17 protein-coding genes, 4 tRNA genes and 1 rRNA gene are annotated in these 16,629 nt (G+C 54.7%); 15 read left to right on the forward strand and 7 right to left on the reverse strand.

Translation table 11 applies throughout. The features are described 5' to 3' along the window. Positions 1 to 204 precede the first annotated feature (204 nt). A complete protein-coding gene (gene clpP / locus HYW18_02305; protein ID MBI2484959.1) occupies positions 205 to 798 on the reverse strand; it encodes an ATP-dependent Clp endopeptidase proteolytic subunit ClpP in 594 nt (197 codons plus the stop codon). Between the two features lie 44 nt (positions 799 to 842). Beyond that, complete coding sequence (locus tag HYW18_02310) at positions 843 to 1,838, reverse strand: DHH family phosphoesterase (GenBank protein MBI2484960.1); 996 nt, start codon at positions 1,836 to 1,838, stop codon at positions 843 to 845. 199 nt (positions 1,839 to 2,037) lie between these two features. Here HYW18_02310 and HYW18_02315 point away from each other — a divergent pair, with 199 nt between their 5' ends. From HYW18_02315 to HYW18_02385, 15 genes are all read left to right on the forward strand, one after another. Beyond that, positions 2,038 to 2,676: a hypothetical protein gene (locus HYW18_02315; protein ID MBI2484961.1), complete on the forward strand. Its 639-nt coding sequence runs from the start codon at positions 2,038 to 2,040 to the stop codon at positions 2,674 to 2,676. 86 nt (positions 2,677 to 2,762) lie between these two features. Beyond that, positions 2,763 to 5,069: an AAA family ATPase gene (locus HYW18_02320; GenBank protein MBI2484962.1), complete on the forward strand. Its 2,307-nt coding sequence runs from the start codon at positions 2,763 to 2,765 to the stop codon at positions 5,067 to 5,069. A 51-nt stretch (positions 5,070 to 5,120) separates the two neighbouring features. Then, positions 5,121 to 5,441, forward strand: a complete 321-nt coding sequence (gene rpsP, locus HYW18_02325) for a 30S ribosomal protein S16 (GenBank protein MBI2484963.1) — start codon at positions 5,121 to 5,123, stop codon at positions 5,439 to 5,441. 80 nt (positions 5,442 to 5,521) lie between these two features. Beyond that, complete coding sequence (locus tag HYW18_02330) at positions 5,522 to 5,860, forward strand: KH domain-containing protein (protein MBI2484964.1); 339 nt, start codon at positions 5,522 to 5,524, stop codon at positions 5,858 to 5,860. A gap of 72 nt (positions 5,861 to 5,932) precedes the next feature. After that, positions 5,933 to 6,097, forward strand: coding sequence for a hypothetical protein (locus HYW18_02335; protein ID MBI2484965.1), 165 nt, complete (start codon positions 5,933 to 5,935; stop codon positions 6,095 to 6,097). Further along, a complete protein-coding gene (locus HYW18_02340) occupies positions 6,090 to 7,457 on the forward strand; it encodes a hypothetical protein (protein ID MBI2484966.1) in 1,368 nt (455 codons plus the stop codon). The genes HYW18_02335 and HYW18_02340 overlap by 8 nt, the downstream gene beginning before the upstream one ends. Then, a complete protein-coding gene (gene trmD, locus HYW18_02345) occupies positions 7,454 to 8,137 on the forward strand; it encodes a tRNA (guanosine(37)-N1)-methyltransferase TrmD (GenBank protein MBI2484967.1) in 684 nt (227 codons plus the stop codon). The genes HYW18_02340 and trmD overlap by 4 nt, the downstream gene beginning before the upstream one ends. Before the next feature lie 238 nt (positions 8,138 to 8,375). Next, positions 8,376 to 9,860, forward strand: a 16S ribosomal RNA gene (locus tag HYW18_02350). A 172-nt stretch (positions 9,861 to 10,032) separates the two neighbouring features. Then, positions 10,033 to 10,109: transfer RNA gene (locus tag HYW18_02355), tRNA-Ile, on the forward strand. Position 10,110: 1 nt separating this feature from the next. After that, positions 10,111 to 10,185, forward strand: a tRNA-Phe gene (locus HYW18_02360). A 123-nt stretch (positions 10,186 to 10,308) separates the two neighbouring features. Further along, positions 10,309 to 10,803, forward strand: coding sequence for a hypothetical protein (locus HYW18_02365; protein MBI2484968.1), 495 nt, complete (start codon positions 10,309 to 10,311; stop codon positions 10,801 to 10,803). Positions 10,804 to 10,902: 99 nt separating this feature from the next. Further along, positions 10,903 to 12,030, forward strand: a complete 1,128-nt coding sequence (locus HYW18_02370; protein ID MBI2484969.1) for a hypothetical protein — start codon at positions 10,903 to 10,905, stop codon at positions 12,028 to 12,030. Between the two features lie 27 nt (positions 12,031 to 12,057). Next, a tRNA-Pro gene (locus tag HYW18_02375) sits at positions 12,058 to 12,133 on the forward strand. Between the two features lie 128 nt (positions 12,134 to 12,261). Then, positions 12,262 to 13,239, forward strand: coding sequence for a magnesium transporter (locus HYW18_02380; GenBank protein ID MBI2484970.1), 978 nt, complete (start codon positions 12,262 to 12,264; stop codon positions 13,237 to 13,239). A gap of 43 nt (positions 13,240 to 13,282) precedes the next feature. Then, positions 13,283 to 13,357: transfer RNA gene (locus HYW18_02385), tRNA-Gly, on the forward strand. Between the two features lie 162 nt (positions 13,358 to 13,519). Here HYW18_02385 and HYW18_02390 read toward each other — a convergent pair. Genes HYW18_02390 through HYW18_02410 form a run of 5 tightly spaced genes read right to left on the reverse strand, consistent with a single transcriptional unit; the run spans position 13,520 to position 16,621 of the window. Beyond that, a complete protein-coding gene (locus tag HYW18_02390; GenBank protein ID MBI2484971.1) occupies positions 13,520 to 14,305 on the reverse strand; it encodes an inositol monophosphatase in 786 nt (261 codons plus the stop codon). A 12-nt stretch (positions 14,306 to 14,317) separates the two neighbouring features. After that, positions 14,318 to 14,932, reverse strand: a complete 615-nt coding sequence (locus HYW18_02395; GenBank protein MBI2484972.1) for a hypothetical protein — start codon at positions 14,930 to 14,932, stop codon at positions 14,318 to 14,320. A gap of 2 nt (positions 14,933 to 14,934) precedes the next feature. Beyond that, positions 14,935 to 15,573 (reverse strand): endonuclease III, encoded by a 639-nt coding sequence (locus tag HYW18_02400; GenBank protein MBI2484973.1) that lies wholly within the window; start codon positions 15,571 to 15,573, stop codon positions 14,935 to 14,937. A 17-nt stretch (positions 15,574 to 15,590) separates the two neighbouring features. After that, positions 15,591 to 16,064, reverse strand: coding sequence for a crossover junction endodeoxyribonuclease RuvC (ruvC, locus tag HYW18_02405; GenBank protein ID MBI2484974.1), 474 nt, complete (start codon positions 16,062 to 16,064; stop codon positions 15,591 to 15,593). Then, positions 16,061 to 16,621, reverse strand: coding sequence for a YebC/PmpR family DNA-binding transcriptional regulator (locus tag HYW18_02410; GenBank protein MBI2484975.1), 561 nt, complete (start codon positions 16,619 to 16,621; stop codon positions 16,061 to 16,063). Before HYW18_02410 ends, ruvC begins: the two co-directional genes overlap by 4 nt. Positions 16,622 to 16,629 lie beyond the last annotated feature (8 nt).

Here is a 16,629-nt window from a genome sequence, read left to right on the forward strand (position 1 = left end):
CTCGCGGGAAGCTGCAGGCAAGAAGATTCATCATGTGGAAGAATCGAGCCGAGGCCTGATTTTTCCATAGATCAATCCCCATGCTTGTCGTGCCTGCAGTTTCCCAAGAGAAACAGCAAAGGAGGAGCGAAATCGCTCCTCCCTTTGTTTTTGTTTGAATGAACAAGGCATGCTAACACGCCCGGCACTCTGTGTCAATAGCCCCTACTTCGCACGAATGACTTTATCAATAATGCCGTAGCGAAGAGCTTCGGCGGGGTCCATAAAGTTGTCGCGGTCTGTATCCTTATCGACCTGCGTTTTGGACTGCCCCGTGTGCTTGGCAAGAATCATGGAAAGATTGTCCTTCACCTTCAAAATGCGCTCCGCATGAATCTTAATGTCTGTCGCCTGCCCTTGCATACCACCGAGCACTTGGTGAATCATAATCTCGGCGTTTGGAAGAGCGAAGCGTTTGCCCGCGGCACCTGCCGAAAGAAGTACCGCGCCCATCGAAGCGGCGAGTCCCACGCAGATCGTCGAGACATCCGGCTTCACGTATTGCATCGCGTCATAAATTGCGAGGCCAGATGTCACAGAACCCCCCGGAGAATTGATATAGATCTTGATGTCCTTTTCTTTATCCTGACTTTCCAGGAATAACAGCTGTGCGATCACCGTATTCGCGACATCATCATCAATCGCCGTTCCAAGAAAGATGATACGGTCAATGAGGAGGCGCGAATAAATATCGTACGCGCGTTCCCCAAGATGCGTTTTTTCAATGACGGTAGGAATGAGAAATTGGTTGGTTGGCATAGTGGGGGAAGTATAGCAAACGTTCGGGTGTGACGGGTAGCGATTTAGAAATACGAAATGAGGGGGACGTGATTACCGGCGGCATCCACAAGAAACATATCTTCGCCCTCTTGTGCCACCGAAGCCCCCGCAACACTGAAGCCGGCAGCCTTTATATGCCCGCCTCCGCCGTGACGACTGGCGATCTCCGCCACATTGCGGGTCGTGCCACGCAGACTCGCTTTTACGCTCCCGTCTTGCTTTTCCACGAGTACGCAAATCATGGGCGCCCCGTGAACAAGGCTCGTCAAAAAATTAGCGAGAGACGACGTATCCAAGTCGAGATCCTCATCTTTGGGAACGTCCTCGCGCTTGAGGTACGTCACCACCGTGCCGTCGGGAAGTTTCTGCAAACGCTCCATACACGTCCCCCACACACGAAGAAGCGAGACGGGTTTATTAGCGTACATGGCGCGCACGACGTCGTGTACACGCGCACCTAGCCGTCCAAGTTCCGCTGCCGCCTCCAGACACACGACGTTCGTCGCATCGTTGCTGAAAAAAGTGGTGTCCGTGCAAATTGCCGTGAGCAAACACGTCGCGGATTCGTGTGAGAGAGCAACACGGTTCTTTTTGAGAAACTGCCATACAACCTCCCCCGTAGAGGAAGCCTCGGGTATGAGTAAATTGAGATCGCCGTAGCGCGGATTCGTTACGTGATGGTCGAAAGAGATAAGGAACGGGTGATGCGGGACATGGGAACGGAACTCCACAACGTGGTCCCCATCGGCACAATCAAAGGAGAGGATAAGGTCAATCGTCGAGTCGTGCAGCGCGACTGTATCAAAAGTGATTTCCCGGATACCTGGAAGAAAATTGAAAGCTTCAGAAATCGGCATAGGAGAAATATGCGTCACCCGTTTATGAAGCCTCCGAAGAACCTGGGCCACGGCAAGCGAGGAGCCCATCGTGTCCCCATCGATGCGCACATCGTTAACGATCAAGACGTGCTTGGCCGCCTGTATACGCTCCCATGCCTGTTGTGCGCGCCGTTCGTCCATAAGGGGGATAGGGTACGTTTTCCTGCCGTCCTCGTCAACCCTCGTTGGGCATTTCGTGTAAGACAAGGGTTGACGAAATAAGGGAAAAATGACACGCTGGCGCGTCATGCTAGGTTCCTAGCCGCTGACCAGCCCAGCGCCTGCTGGGGGGAGGTCTTTCGTGGTCCACATCAACCTGACACCGGAAAGGGTCACGTTCATGAACGAAGAACTTCGTAGCCTCAAGCAAAGAATCCTCGTTCTCGCTGTCCTTGGTCTCGGTCTCGGCATCCTTCTCATCGGCTTCATCTGGAAGACGCGCGCGGACGAGGACGCCATCGTGGCAGAGCTCGGCTGGCGCACGGGACCCATCAGCACGTTCCCGCGGGCAGCGGGCGGCGACATCGTCTCCCTTCAGTCCCAGATCATAGCCCTCGCAGACCGGACAGCGGAGCTCGAGAAGCGCCACGCCCTTACGACCGACCAAGCCGATGTCTTGAGCCACATCCCCGCGGGTAGGCTCCACCAGCTCGAAGGGATCCTCAAGAGCTACGAAGAGGATGGGGGCGACCTGGATCGTGACGGGGGTCCCGATGCCACCACCGACGTAAGCGAGACACTCAAGGAGCGCGGCCTCGTCGCCTTCCTGGGCTATCGGCGCACGCCGCATGGTGTGCGAAGCTACTGGGTGGGAACCCTCTCCCCCACGGGAGAACCCAGACTTCACATCATCATGTGCACGCCTGTGGCGAACGGCAAGCCGCTCTCGGAGTCCCCGAAGGATGGCGCGCCTCCTGCATCCGTGCGTCCATGCTTCGTCACAGACGCGCTTCCGGACCCCGATCCCACCGGCGGCTAGCCCGCTTCCGTCCCTTTTTCTCAGCGACTCGCAAGAGTCGCTTTCGCATTCCTACAAGCTACAAGCTTTGATACACTATCGCCGATATGTACCTCTCGCGCATCGAGCTTCAAGGCTTCAAGACCTTCGCCGCAAAAACCACTCTCGCCTTCTTACCAAAAAAGGCTATGGGGCACTCCCCCATCACGGCCATTGTGGGTCCGAATGGTTCGGGAAAATCCAACTTGGCCGACGCCATTCGTTGGGCTATGGGCGAACAGTCTTTGAAGCTCCTGCGCGGCAAGGAATCTACCGACATTATTTTCTCTGGTTCGGCGCAAAAAGGCCGCGGGGGTTTTGCCGAAGTCTCTCTCACTTTTGACAACAGCGATGGCGCTTTCCCGCTTGAGACCCCTGAAGTCTCTGTCACACGCCGCCTCTATCGCGACGGCGAGTCGGCTTATCTCCTCAACAACACTCCCGCGCGCCTTGCGGACATCCAGCTTCTTCTCGCCGAAAGCGGCGTGGGCCAGCGTTCGTATTCCGTGATCGGCCAGGGCATGGTGGATGCCATCCTCATTGCAAGCCCCGAGGAACGGAAGCAGTTTTTTGACGACGCCACTGGCGTGCGGCCGCTGCAGATGAAGCGCCATCAAGCTATGTTGAAACTTCGTCACACCTACGAAAACTTAGCCGAGACGGAAATGATCATGGCTGAAATTGAACCGCGCTTGCGTCTTCTACGACGCCAGCGTCGTCGTCTAGACGAACGCGCAGAAGTCGAGCAGGAACTTATCCGCGTGCGCGAAAACTATCTGGGCGGACTATGGCGCGAGCTCACGGCAGAGTGGGAAGTGGCGAAAAAAGATTTAGATGCAGCAGAAAAGTTTGCGGCGAGACTTCGCCAAGACGTCGCAACGCTCGAAACCAGTCTCTCGTCGCTTGAGAAGCCGGGCAAAGCGCCCGACGGACTCGCCGAACTTCAGAGGGCATACAAAGATGCACAAACACTCGTCCAAAAAGCGCGCGAGGAACGCTATCGTTTGGAAAAAGAGATTGAGTTGGCGCGCGTGCGCGCGCAGGCGTCGTGGGCGCCTTTGCCATTGGCGGATATTTTGGGGGAGCTGGAAGAAATCAGCAAAAAGTTCGAAAAAGATCTAAAAAGTTTGAAAGGTTTGAAAAGTCTGGAGGAGTTGAAACTGCTTCTGCCGGACATCGAGAAGCTCCACGGACAGAGTGAGAAACTACGCAAGCGACTCACACGACCGGCGCCGGAAGATGTCGAGGTAGATAAAGAACTTGCAGGGAAGCTTACTCAAACCAAAAAGAGCATCGAAGAGGCTGAGCACGAGCGGAAACGCACGGAGGCGGCGCTTGATGCCTACGCCTCACGTGCGGCAGACGAACGCCAAGCCCTCTTTGCTGGGGAGCGGCAACTCCGAGAAACACAACATGCGCTGCACGAAGCAGAGGCAAAAGAGCACGAACGGGAAATTCATGTGGCGCGGCTGGAAGAACGGCGCGTGGGGGCAAGACAAGAAGCCGAGGGGGAACTTCACGACGCGGCCGAAGCATTCCTGGGCCGTCGAGATCTTCCGCACAACACTTCAGCGGAGCGGGAAAAATTGCGCGCAGAGCTTGAACGGCTTAAGTACAAACTCGAACTCATCGGCGGCATTGACCCAGAGACAGTAGCGGAGTTCGAGCAGACCGAGGCGCGCTTCAATCATCTGGAAGAACAAATCAAAGACCTCCGCGCCGCCATGCGCGACACCGAGCACGTCGTAGATGAACTCGACGAAAAAATCCACAAACAGTCCGAGGCCGCTTTCCGCGACATCAACGCACACTTCCAAACCTATTTTAAGGTGCTCTTCGGTGGCGGAACATGCTCGCTTGTAAAGATGACGCGTGAAGAAATCGCCCCCACAGGGTCAGAACACCCAGAGGCGGAGGCGCACGAGGGTGACGTAGATGCGTCGCTTGCAAAGATGGATTCGCCTGCTCTCAAGGAACTGCAGGCTCGTGTAAAAGAACGTGCGGATCGGACGGTCGGCATCGATATTCACGCCACGCCTCCCGGCAAAAAACTCAAAGCCTTGGCTCTCCTCTCCGGCGGGGAGCGCGCACTCACCTCCATTGCCTTGCTGGCAGCCATCATGGCAACGAACCCCGCTCCGTTCGTCGTGCTCGATGAAGTAGACGCGGCGTTGGACGAAGCCAACACACTCCGCTTTGCCGCCATCCTAGAGGAGCTGGCAAAAAAGACACAATATATTGTCGTCACCCACAACCGCGCCACAATGGAGAAAGCCGACGTCCTCTACGGCGTCACCATGAACGAAGACGGCGTAAGCCAGCTCTTGTCGGTTGATCTGTCTGATATTGCCCCCACCTCCGCTACCCGGCGGTAGGCAAAACGACTATTGACACCTCCGCTCGCGTACGTTACCCTCTTGCCACCTATGTTAACGCTTCGACTTTCACGCATCGGGAAACGCAAACAACCCTACTTTCGTTTGATTGCTGTTGAAAAAGGCAAAGATCCGTGGGGCACGAATGTGGAGATTCTCGGCACCTACGATCCGCGCTCTAAAGCACAAACATTCAACACCGAGCGCGTCTCCTACTGGTTGGGAAAGGGGGCACAGCCGTCCGACCGCGTCCACAATATGCTCGTGGACCTCAAGCTCCTGGAGAGCAAAAAACGCACGGCCTCGCGCATCTCCCATAAACGCCAGGGAAAACTGGCCGCGGCCGCGCCGAAAGCAGAGACCTCCGCCTAATCAACGCTCCTGCGGCTTGCCCGCCCAGGAGCGTTTTGCTATGATCGGCGCACATAACTCATCTATTTTCAGATCTTCATATGGAGCAAGATCAGCAGTTTGTTGAATACGTGATCAAGGCGATCGTCAATAACCCCGATGACGTCCGGACCGAGCGCACCGTGGATGAGCGCGGCGTCCTCATTACCTTGCACGTGAACCAAACCGACATGGGCTACGTGATCGGCCGCGAAGGGCAGACCGCCCGCTCGGTACGCACACTTCTCAAAATTGTGGGGGCCAAGCACAACGCGCGCGTGAACCTCAAGATCTACGAGCCAGAAGGATCGCGGCCGCCGCGACGTGAGCACCGTGAGGATGTTGCGCCAGTGGCTCCTGCCGCTGCCGACACATCTGACCTCGATGACTTGGGTATCTAAGTCGCCGCAAAAGAAAACCACTTCCTTCGGGAGGTGGTTTTTGATGCGCAAAGTTGCTATTATGGAGTCGCTATGAACGATGTCCGCAAACAATTACAAGAGGCACGCCAAACTTTCCGCGATTCCATGAAGGCCGTACGCGAGAAAGAATCCGGAGCGTTTCGAGAAGCTATCGAAGAAATGGATAAAGCAGAGATCCCTCTCAAGAGAAAAGAACTCCTCGCTCTGTATGGATGACACACGATCTCTTGAACGTGGGCGAGAGCTCAATGAGGTAACCCGCGAGAATGAAGAGCCCTCTGCTTTGGAGCACACGGTGGCGGAAATGGTGGAAGCCATGCAAGCGGAGCGGGAAAGCGCACGGCGAGATTTTGAAGCACGCAAGTTCACGCATGTGGGGGTGATGCAGACGCTTGCACGCAGACGGCAGGCCCCAGAAGCAGCATCCATCATCGAGACCTACCAACGAAAGGTGGCCGAGATTTCTGAGGACGCCAAGCAGCAGGACAAGCGTCTCGAAGAAGTCCTCAAGCAGGGAGAAAAGAAGGAGGGCGAAACGAAAAAGGTTGAAGGGCCCAAGACACTTCGTGAAACGCTCGAGGCTCGTTTGAAACATATTGAGACAGAAATTGATGCTGTGCCTCGATTCTCTCCCGAGCAGGAAGCGCTCTTTGCCAAGCATAAGGCGATCCGCTACGAGTTGGAGCAGCTCGACCGCACAGAAGATCCGACGGAACGTGCGGCGCTCGAACAGGAGTTGGGAAAACGCGAAGCCATGCGTACAGAGGAGGATGCGCGGCTGCCAAAAGAGGAGCCTCCGATCGTACCCATCGAGACCCACACATCTGCCCCGGCACCCGTATCAAAAGAAAACATCGTCCCAGCTACTCCTGAACCAGAAGAGATAGACGAGGCAAAGCGCGCGCGGTATGACGCGGCGGAAAAAGCTCGTGAGCTCGACGCAGAGCGGTTGGAGTACGAACGCACGTGGGGCATGGCAAACGAACTCACTGCACGTCTGAAATCCTCTGACGCAAGCGAGCGTTGGGTTGCAGAAACTCTCCTTAAAGATCTCGCCCCAAAACTTGATCTCGCTTCAAAACTTTCGAAAATGGAGAGCGACCTCCTGAATCATGGGGTAGTCCATCGTACCGAACTCTCCGCACGGCCGCCGGGAGAACGCTTCCGGAAAGAATTCGACATCCTCGTCGCCACACACAAAAAGTATGGAAAGGACTTTGAGGAAGCAATGCTCCGAGATATTGCTCACACACTCATGGGTTCGGAAGCCGCTGGCACAACGCCGCCCCAGGAATCAGCCCCCGCAAAAGAAACCGAGAATGTCCCTCCCACAAAGGAGGCGATCCCAGACCTCCCTATTGATCAACTTTACCGGTGGCTGGTGTCGTCACAGAGCATGCCCGGAGAGGAGGGGGAGAATCTTTTCGAGATCCTGCGCCAAGAGATGGCCAAGCGCCTCTCCACCGAAGAGGGGATGCAACGAGAAATGAAACATGCAGAAAAAAACGGCAACCAAGATATTCTGCGCGTTCTTGAAGACCATCGCGCAAAACACTATCCCACCCTTGTCGTATGAAATCTTTTGACATCCTGACAATCTTTCCCGAAGTTTGTACGCCCTATCTCGAGACTTCCATTCTGGGGCGAGCGCAGGAAAAAAAACTTGTACGTATTGCGGCCCATAATTTGCGGGATTGGAGTCCGGACAAAAAACATAAAAAGGTGGACGACAAGCCATTTGGCGGTGGACCGGGCATGGTTATGGGTATTCAAGCATTCGATCAAGCATTGAAGAAGTTGAAGAGAAAAAATGCGCGGGTGATTCTTACAAGTGCTTCAGGGAAACGGTTCACGCAAGCCGACGCAAAGCGCCTGGCAAAATACGACCAGCTCATTTTCCTGTGCGGACGCTACGAGGGAGTAGATCACCGCGTGGAAAAACACTTGGCAGATGAGGCGCTCTCCATCGGCGATTATGTCCTCACCGGCGGCGAACTCCCTGCCCTCGCCATGATCGATGCCATCACCCGCCTTATTCCTGGCGTGCTAGGAAAAGAGGCCTCCCTCACCATGGAGTCCCACGATACTCCGGGCGTCCTCGAGTATCCCCAGTACACCCGGCCGGAGGTCTATCCTTTCAAAAAAGACCGGAAAATAAAGAAATTACGTGTGCCGACCGTCCTTCTGTCCGGCCACCACGAGAAAATTACCCACTGGCGCCAGAAGCAGACGAAAGGCCATACTCGCAACGTCTAATGGAGGGTGGAAAGAATCTGGAAATCCCCTGTTGACAGGCATATTCGCCTCCGGTACACTACGCCCGCTACGTAAGAACTTTCACAATTTATAGCATTACGAAACCAATTAGATTTTGTGTGATCATAACGTCCTCGCGTGGCCTTCGGGCCGCCCGAGATTATCACCAAGATAATAATTCCTTTATAGAGTATAGAGCGAAAGCTCAAACAGCAGATCCCTCGCAAGAGGGGTATATCTGAGAGTTTGATCCTGGCTCAGGACGAACGCTGGCGGCGTGTCTAAGGCATGCAAGTCGAACGCCCCGCAGCAATGCGGGGAGTGGCAAACGGGAGCGTAACACATTGGCAACCTACCTCGCAGTCGAGCATAATTCGCCGAAAGGCGGACTAATTCTCGATGGACAAGGGGGGACGAAAGTCATTCCCTTGTAAAGCTCCGGCGCTGCGAGAGGGGCCTATGTCCTATCAGCTTGTTGGTGAGGTAACGGCTCACCAAGGCGACGACGGGTACCGGGTGTGAGAGCACAACCCGGCTCACTGGGACTGAGACACGGCCCAGACACCTACGGGTGGCTGCAGTCGAGAATATTCCTCAATGCACGAAAGTGTGAAGGAGCGACGCCGCGTGGTGGATGACGGTCTTCGGATTGTAAACACCTTTTGTCGGGGACGAACAAATGACGGTACCCGACGAATAAGAGGTTGCTAACTCTGTGCCAGCAGCAGCGGTAATACAGAGACCTCGAGCGTTGTCCGGATTTATTGGGCGTAAAGCGTCTGTAGGCGGTTCGGTGCGTCACTTGTTAAATCTTCAGGCTCAACTTGGAGACCGCGAGTGAAACGGCCGGACTTGAAGCCGGAAGAGGCACACGGAATTGTCGGTGTAGCGGTAAAATGCGTTTATATCGACAAGAACACCAAATGCGAAAGCAGTGTGCTGGGACGGCCTTGACGCTGAGAGACGAAAGCGTGGGGAGCGAATGGGATTAGATACCCCAGTAGTCCACGCCGTAAACGATGAATGCTAGGTATCGGGAGTATCGACCCTCTCGGTGCCGATGAAACAAGCTAACGCATTAAGCATTCCGCCTGGGAAGTACGGTCGCAAGACTAAAACTCAAAGGAATAGACGGGGACCCGCACAAGCGGTGGAGCATGTGGTTTAATTCGACGGTAAGCGAGGAACCTTACCTGGGCTCGAAATTCAGCTGCAGGCCTGACGAAAGTCGGGCGGCCTTCGAGGGTGCTGAATAGGTGCTGCATGGTTGTCGTCAGCTCGTGCCGTGAGGTGTACCCTTCAGTGGGGTAACGAGCGCAACCCTTGTCCCGTGTTGTTTTTCACGGGAGACTGCCCTGGCAACAGGGAGGAAGGCGAGGATGACGTCAAATCAGCATGGCTCTTACGTCCAGGGCGACACACGTGCTACAATGGCCGGGGCAATGGGTTGCCAAACCGCAAGGTGGAGCTAATCCCAAAAGCCGGCCCCAGTTCGGATTGAGGTCTGCAACTCGACCTCATGAAGTCGGAATCGCTAGTAATGGCGCATCAGCCACGGCGCCGTGAATACGTTCTCGGGTCTTGTACTCACCGCCCGTCAAGTCAAGAGAGTTGGTAATGCCCGAACGTCGCCGTAGGGCGGCGGAAGGCAGGACCAATGATAGGGACTAAGTCGTAACAAGGCATCCGTAGCGGAAGCTGTGGATGGATCACCTCCTTTCTAAGGATTTTTTCCTTGGTCGAGATCAAGTTCGAAAGAACTAATCAGGGGTTGACGTTATGATCACAAAGAATCTAATGGAATGAAAAAACAGGAAAAAGGCCTGTTTTTCGTTTTCCGGGGACTTGAATAAATGCATGAGCCATGATACATTTGAGCGGCTAAAAATGGGCGGGGGCGTGTAGCTCAGGTGGTTAGAGCGTTACACTGATAATGTAAAGGTCGATGGTTCGAGTCCATCCACGCCCACCATGCCGGGGTAGCTCAGTGGTAGAGCGCAGGCCTGAAGAGCCTGGCGTCGTCAGTTCAATTCTGACCCCCGGCACCAAAAAACAACATCCAACGATGTTGTTTTTTTGTATAATCAATGCGAGCCAAGAGGCTCTGGCGGTTTTGTTGACGCGTATGAAATGCTCCGGTAAGGTGTGGCGGCAACCCACGGAGGAATCCCATGCAGACTTCTTCTGTCCTGCACCACTCAGGACTCCCCTTCTACTCTCCAGACCAGGACGGGGGGAGTCCCCCAGCCAAGCTCACCCGCGTGGGGGCATGGTGGGAGAGTCTCGGCTACAAGGTCCGCTTCGTCAAGCGCCCCGGAGACATCGACGGATGCGCCGACGGCTGGCGTCTGCAGGTAGGAAACGAGTTCCACCCGACCATCCTCACCTATCGTCCGCAACCGCCAATCCCGGAACTCGACGAGGCGAGGATGGACAAGGTCTTCGCTGCCGCAGGGCACGCAGAGATCGATGCCCCGCCGCAGACCCTCGAGGCGCTCCAGTCGCATCCGAGCTTCTGGAAGGTGGTGCCCTGGGAGGACTCTCGGACTCGGACTTCGGTCCTCTTGCGTGACCCACTGGGCAACTCCATCGGGTTCACGTACGCTCCCTTCGAGAGCGTCTACGACCAGACCTCAGTCTCAAGCACGGGCATGTCCTGCAGCTAGACCGGTCAGTATCTCCTTTTTCTTCAAGCACCCCAACGGGTGCTTCTCAATTTCTTATCCCTCCCCCTCTTTTTTAGGCTCTGTTATAATCCTCCGCATATGAAGAACTTGCCACTTTTTCTTGTTTCCTTCGTTCTGTCCCTCCTAGCACTTCCCGCCTTTGCGGAAGAACCGGACCGCTATGCTGACACGGTCGTTGAGGGGCAAAACTTTTTCCTAAGTTCGGAAGCAGCCCTCGGCGCTCCTGACAACGTCTTTTCGGACAATATGTCCGGAGGCGGTTCCCTGAAGCTTGATCTTGGGAGAGGTGAGGAAGGGCTTGGAAATCTCACGCTCCACTACGCCGTCTTCAGCCCGCAAGTCCAAGTCATAGTTGATTTGCTGGACGCCAATGGCAATCTCCTCCTCTCACAGGGAAACTATGCTCCCATCGCAAACTCGTGGGTGTTTGAGTATTCCGGAACCACCCCTTACCGCTACGTGGTGATCTACAACACGGGGCGACTCACGCTACGCATAGATGCTGTCGAGGCGGCACAGGTCGTGTCGTCTGGAGAAACAGTGGAACAGGAAAGTACCGAGCCGGTAGAGGTCGTGACACAAGACCCCTTGCGCGGACGCATCGTGAAACTCGTGGATGACTGGAATGATGCCACCGACACCGACAAGATCGTGTACATGCTCGATGCGCGAAACAATCGCCACGTGATCCCAAACGAGGCTGTTTTTGACTCATGGAGCTTGGAATTTTCCGGTACGGAGTACGTCGGTGCGGGATCCTATACGGCTATGCCGCTTACGCAGAATGTCTATGTGAGACCCGGAACGTACCTTGTGAAGATCCAGGCAAGCCCGAAAGTCTATGCCGTTGCAACAGGCGGGGTCCTGCGCTGGATCCACACAGAAGAGATCGCAGAAAAGTTGTACGGGAAGAATTGGGCGCAGCGTGTCATTGATGTGCCAGAAGTGCTATTTGCTCGCTACACCAAAGGGGAACCCATTACTCGAGTACGATACCCGGGAACAAGCTACGTACGGGACGAATTCGGTTCAACATGGTACGTGAGTGACACCGGGAGGCGTTGGTCTGTAGGGCCGAAGACGCTCGAGGCGCTGAAACTTAAAGAGGGGTTCCTCGAGACAGGCATGACACTTACGGAGTTTTCTGCTGAGCATGAATTTGCCGAACGGCTCCCCTACTCCGACGGCCTGCGTTGGCCATTCTAGGAAACCTCTGATACAGTGCGCCCATGTCGGGCCGTGGCGCAGTTGGTAGCGCGCCTGGTTTGGGACCAGGAGGTCGCAGGTTCGAGCCCTGTCGGCCCGACCACAAAAACATCCACTCAAGAGGGTGTTTTTGTATAGAAATTTCTCTCTTAGTGACCTCTTAGTGACCACTTAGAGACAATCCAAGACTCGGGCATGCACCCATATAATGTGTGATAGAATAGGCGTGATATGAAAAGGAGGAAGGAGGTGAGTATCACACGCGAGACGGCAGCGCACATCATGGATGCGAATTTTATTGTCGTGGATCTGCATGCAGGACACCAAAGTGTGGCCGAGAAAATACGCCGAGCCATGAAAAAAAACGAGGTGGTCCCAAGCATTCTGGCTGTGGATCGAAAAAAGAAGCTCGTGGGTGTCGTGGACATTGCCGACATTCTCCATGCTTCAACCTCCACAGCCATTGGATCACTCGTGCACCCGATTCCGCAACTTCCCGAACACCTCCCGCGCGCAGATGTACTCCATGCGGCGGCCGAGGCCCGACGCGACCGCATGGTGGTGCTAGATGAGAAGGGACGCCCCATCGGGATTGTCCATGCCAAAGATCTCCTGCACCGTTTTGCGCAGGAACGCTCGGCATCACTCGCCGCGTTTGCCAACGTGCATGAGGAGCATGCCACCGACAGCGTCTGGCGCGCCATCTCTATGCGTCACCGGTGGCTTGTCTTGAACCTTGCCACCGCATTTCTCGCCACCTTCACCGTCTCCCTGTTTGAATCCACTCTCAAAGAGATGGTGATGTTAGCTGCCTTCATGCCGATTGTCGCCGGTATGGGAGGAAACGCTGGCACACAGAGTATCGCGGTTGCTGTGCGCGGGATTGCCCTTCGAGAAATCACGCGGAAGAACGCTGCGCGGTTTGTTTGGAAAGAGTTGTTCGCGGGACTGTTAAACGGCATCATTGTGGCCCTCGTCGCTGCCGGGTTTTCCCTTTTCGTCGGCGTAGATAAAACCTTTGCCATCATCCTCGCCGTTGCTCTTATCATCAATCATATCAATGCCGGTTTCTTTGGCGCAATTATTCCGCTGGTAGTCCGCCGTCTAGGTTACGACCCCGCCCTCTCGTCCTCGATTTTCGTCACCACCGCTACGGACGTAGTCGGCTTCCTCGTCTTCCTCGGCCTTGCCCAAACAGTGCTTCTGTAGCCCTTGCTCTCTCTCACAAGTTCGGTTACACTCTCCCCTGCCTGCGGGTATCGTATAGCGGCTATTATCCCAGTTTTCCAAACTGGTGATGCGGGTTCGACTCCCGCTACCCGCTCCAAAAGAAACCATCTACATGGTTTCTTTTGTTAGGGGAGTCGACTAATCTACAACACTCGGTGTTGTAAAAAAGAACTCATAAAGGGGTAAACGCCTCTAAGTTTAGCTATTATCTGGATACTTTTGCCCTGCAATGACAACACTCGGTGTCGTCATGACCACCCTAAAGACTGAGTATGTCAAGAATCTGCGGGTGAAGAACGGGATTTGCAGCAATAATTCCTTTGGCCTCTCCCGGCACAAGCGGCTCGCCGTCGCCATTTGTGACAATGCACCCAGCTTCCTCAAGAATGACTTTTGCTGGGGCAAAATCCCACCAACTCCCCACACTAAACATCCAATCCTGCCTCCCTTCCGCGACGGATTTAATCGCAGGGGCGATAGACCAGATATGCATGCCGACAAACTCGTGGACATACATCTCTTTCGTGAAACGGAGAGAGCGAGCCACCGCCTCCTCTTTTCCACGCCACCCACCAAACCAATCAGAATAACTTCCGCAACTCTTTTCGATCGCCGTCCGCGAACTTGTTTTTATCTGCGCTCCATTCAGCCAAGCTCCGCCGCCACGTTTCGCAAATAACTGTTCACCTGTCATAGGAAAATAGATCGCTGCCATCTCGATCTCCCCCTTATGTGCAAGAGCTATCATCACTCCAAACAGCGGCCACCCTATAGTAAACATCTTTGTACCGTCCAAAGGATCAAGGATCCATGTGTACTCACGATCTGTTTCCCATTGTTCCTTTGGAACCTCTTCCGAGATAATGCCATGCGCCGGATATGCCGCACGAATCCGCGACACAAGAAGATCGTTTGACCGAAGATCCGCCTCCGTCACGACGTCGTGCTCATCATTATTTTTCGTGTACTTCACTCCTGCATGCAAAAAATAGGGGCGGACGATCCCTCCTGCCTCACGCGCAATTTCCTGAATGAATTGATCCATAGGTTCTTGATTCTACCACTCTGTTACCTCTCCCGCACAGCGCTCTATGCGGTCAGCGGGACGGAGAGTTTCAATTTGTGAGCGCGAGAGCAGAGGGGTATGGGGAATCGTATAAAGATGGTCGCGCACAAACCACACATCCCCCTCGCTCGTCATCCAATTCTTCCTATCAAACCGCGTAAGCGACACGGGACGCGAGAACGTACGCAGGGTTTTCCTGCCACCCTTTTGCAGAAAGTATTCGTGAAAATACGAGAGAGCCAGTTCGCGCAGTGTGCGATAGACCGGTTCGCGGTAGCGAAGCACGGCATGATTGGTTTTTGAGATCGCCCCCCAACAACCGTGTTGTTGAAATAGCGCCACCACGTGGTCGTCATCTTTTCCGCTTGCCTCAAGATCTAAAAGAAGCGGGCGATGTCCGTGAAACCGCAGCGCAAGCGCTGCAAACATAGCTCCTTCTAGGCAGTGCGCTTCTTTATGCCGCATCACTCCGCGAGGCGAACGACACGTATCCGCCTGCCGTTCAAAGTTAAACGGCAGTGCATTCACGTAATCCTGGACCTTTGCAGGCGTGGAGAGTGACTGCAGGAGCCGGCATTCTCCGCTTGTAAAAATATCTCGCCGCATATCTAAGCGCCGAGGCGTTTTTTCCCCGTCGGACAAATATCGTTGAGAGGGCACGTCTCGCACAGCGGCCGTGGCTTGCAGATAGCTCGACCGTGCATGATAAGAAACTCATTGACGTCGAGATAATCCTTTGGGGGAAACAGTCTGTCCAAATTTTTCCCCATCCTTCGTGGGTTCTTTTTTTCCTTTGTCCACCCCAACCGCGGCGCCACGCGCTGCACGTGCGTATCCACCGCCACTCCCACAGAGATACCGAACGCTTTCGCCAAAATAAGATGCGCACTCTTATACGAAACGCCCGGCAGTGTAAGAAGGTCCTCGAGCTTCGCTGGAACCTTCCCCCCATAAGCCCCGACGAGCCGCTTCCCAATGCCTTTGAGATATTTCGTTTTTGCATTGAAAAAGGTGATGGAGTGAATCTCTTTTCGCAGGGCTGGCACAGATGCCTTTGCATAGTCCTCTGCGCTCTTATATTTTGCAAACAACCCTCGCGTCACCATGTTTACTCGCTTATCTGTGCACTGCGCAGAAAGAACGACGGCAATCACAAGCTGAAGCGGCGTCCTCCATCGAACAAACGTCTCGTCGGTCTTTTTGTATATCTTCCTCAACCGCTGGAGAACCGTGTGTGGATTAGCCATCGGCATATCTTCAACACTTAGTGTTGTACAAACCCCACGGCAGCGAGAGCAATAGCAAGCGCGTCGGAGGCGTCATCAAGCTGGGGCGTCTGTTTCAATTCGCACAGACGGCACACCATCTGGCTTACCGCCTTCTTGTCTGCCCGTCCGTTCCCCGTCACCGCCACCTTTACTTGCCCCGGCGTCATCTCCACCACTCGGCACCTTTTGCGGGCACACGTAAGAAGAATTGCTCCGCGCGCTTCGGCTACGTGCATTGCCGTCTTGGCGTTGGAGGTAAAGTAGAGCTTCTCTATCGCCACAGACGTCGGCTTATGGTGGTCAATCAGTTCTTCCAGATCGGAAATGATCTCTGCCAAGCGCCCCCCTATCTCCCCTCCCGCGCGTGTCGTGGAGACTCCTACATCTTTCACCTTTACCTTTCCCCGCTTAACTTCAATCACCCCGAATCCGCATCTGCCGTATCCTGGATCAATCCCCAAGATCGTCATACGGGTTCTTCAGCGTTGGTGAAATAGTCCTGCACGTCGTCATCCTCCTCGAGCGCCTCCACAAGATCTCGAATTTGATTTGTGGTATCTGTGTCTACCTTCATGGGCGTTTTCGCCGTATATTCCATCTTTCCCTCCTCGCCGCGAGATGCATCAAACATCCACATGACCGCGTTTGGGTCAGAGACACTTCCCTCGTGTTTGGAGAAGATAATTTTTACATTCGCCGCCGTGCGGGCGCGGTTATCCGTAAGCGCCACGACAACCCATGCTGTCCCTCCAGGACCGAATCCCTCGTAGCGCACGCTCTCCACGTTCCCTTCCGATCCTCCGCCAACCCCGCGAGCAATCGCACGCTCAATGTTGTCTTTAGGCATGCTCACGTCGCGCGCCATCGCAATGGCGGTTTTGAGCCGAGCATTACTCGCGGGATCTCCGCCGCCTTCGCGCGCCGCTACCGTGATCTCTCTCGCCATCTTCGTAAACACTTTCGCGCGTGCAGCGTCAGCCTTGCCCTTAACAATTTGTATGTTGTGCCAATGTGAATGACGTGCCATGCCCTTAT

The organism is Candidatus Uhrbacteria bacterium (assembly GCA_016187485.1).
Classification (GTDB): Bacteria; Patescibacteriota; Patescibacteriia; order UBA9934; family UBA10169; genus JACPJO01.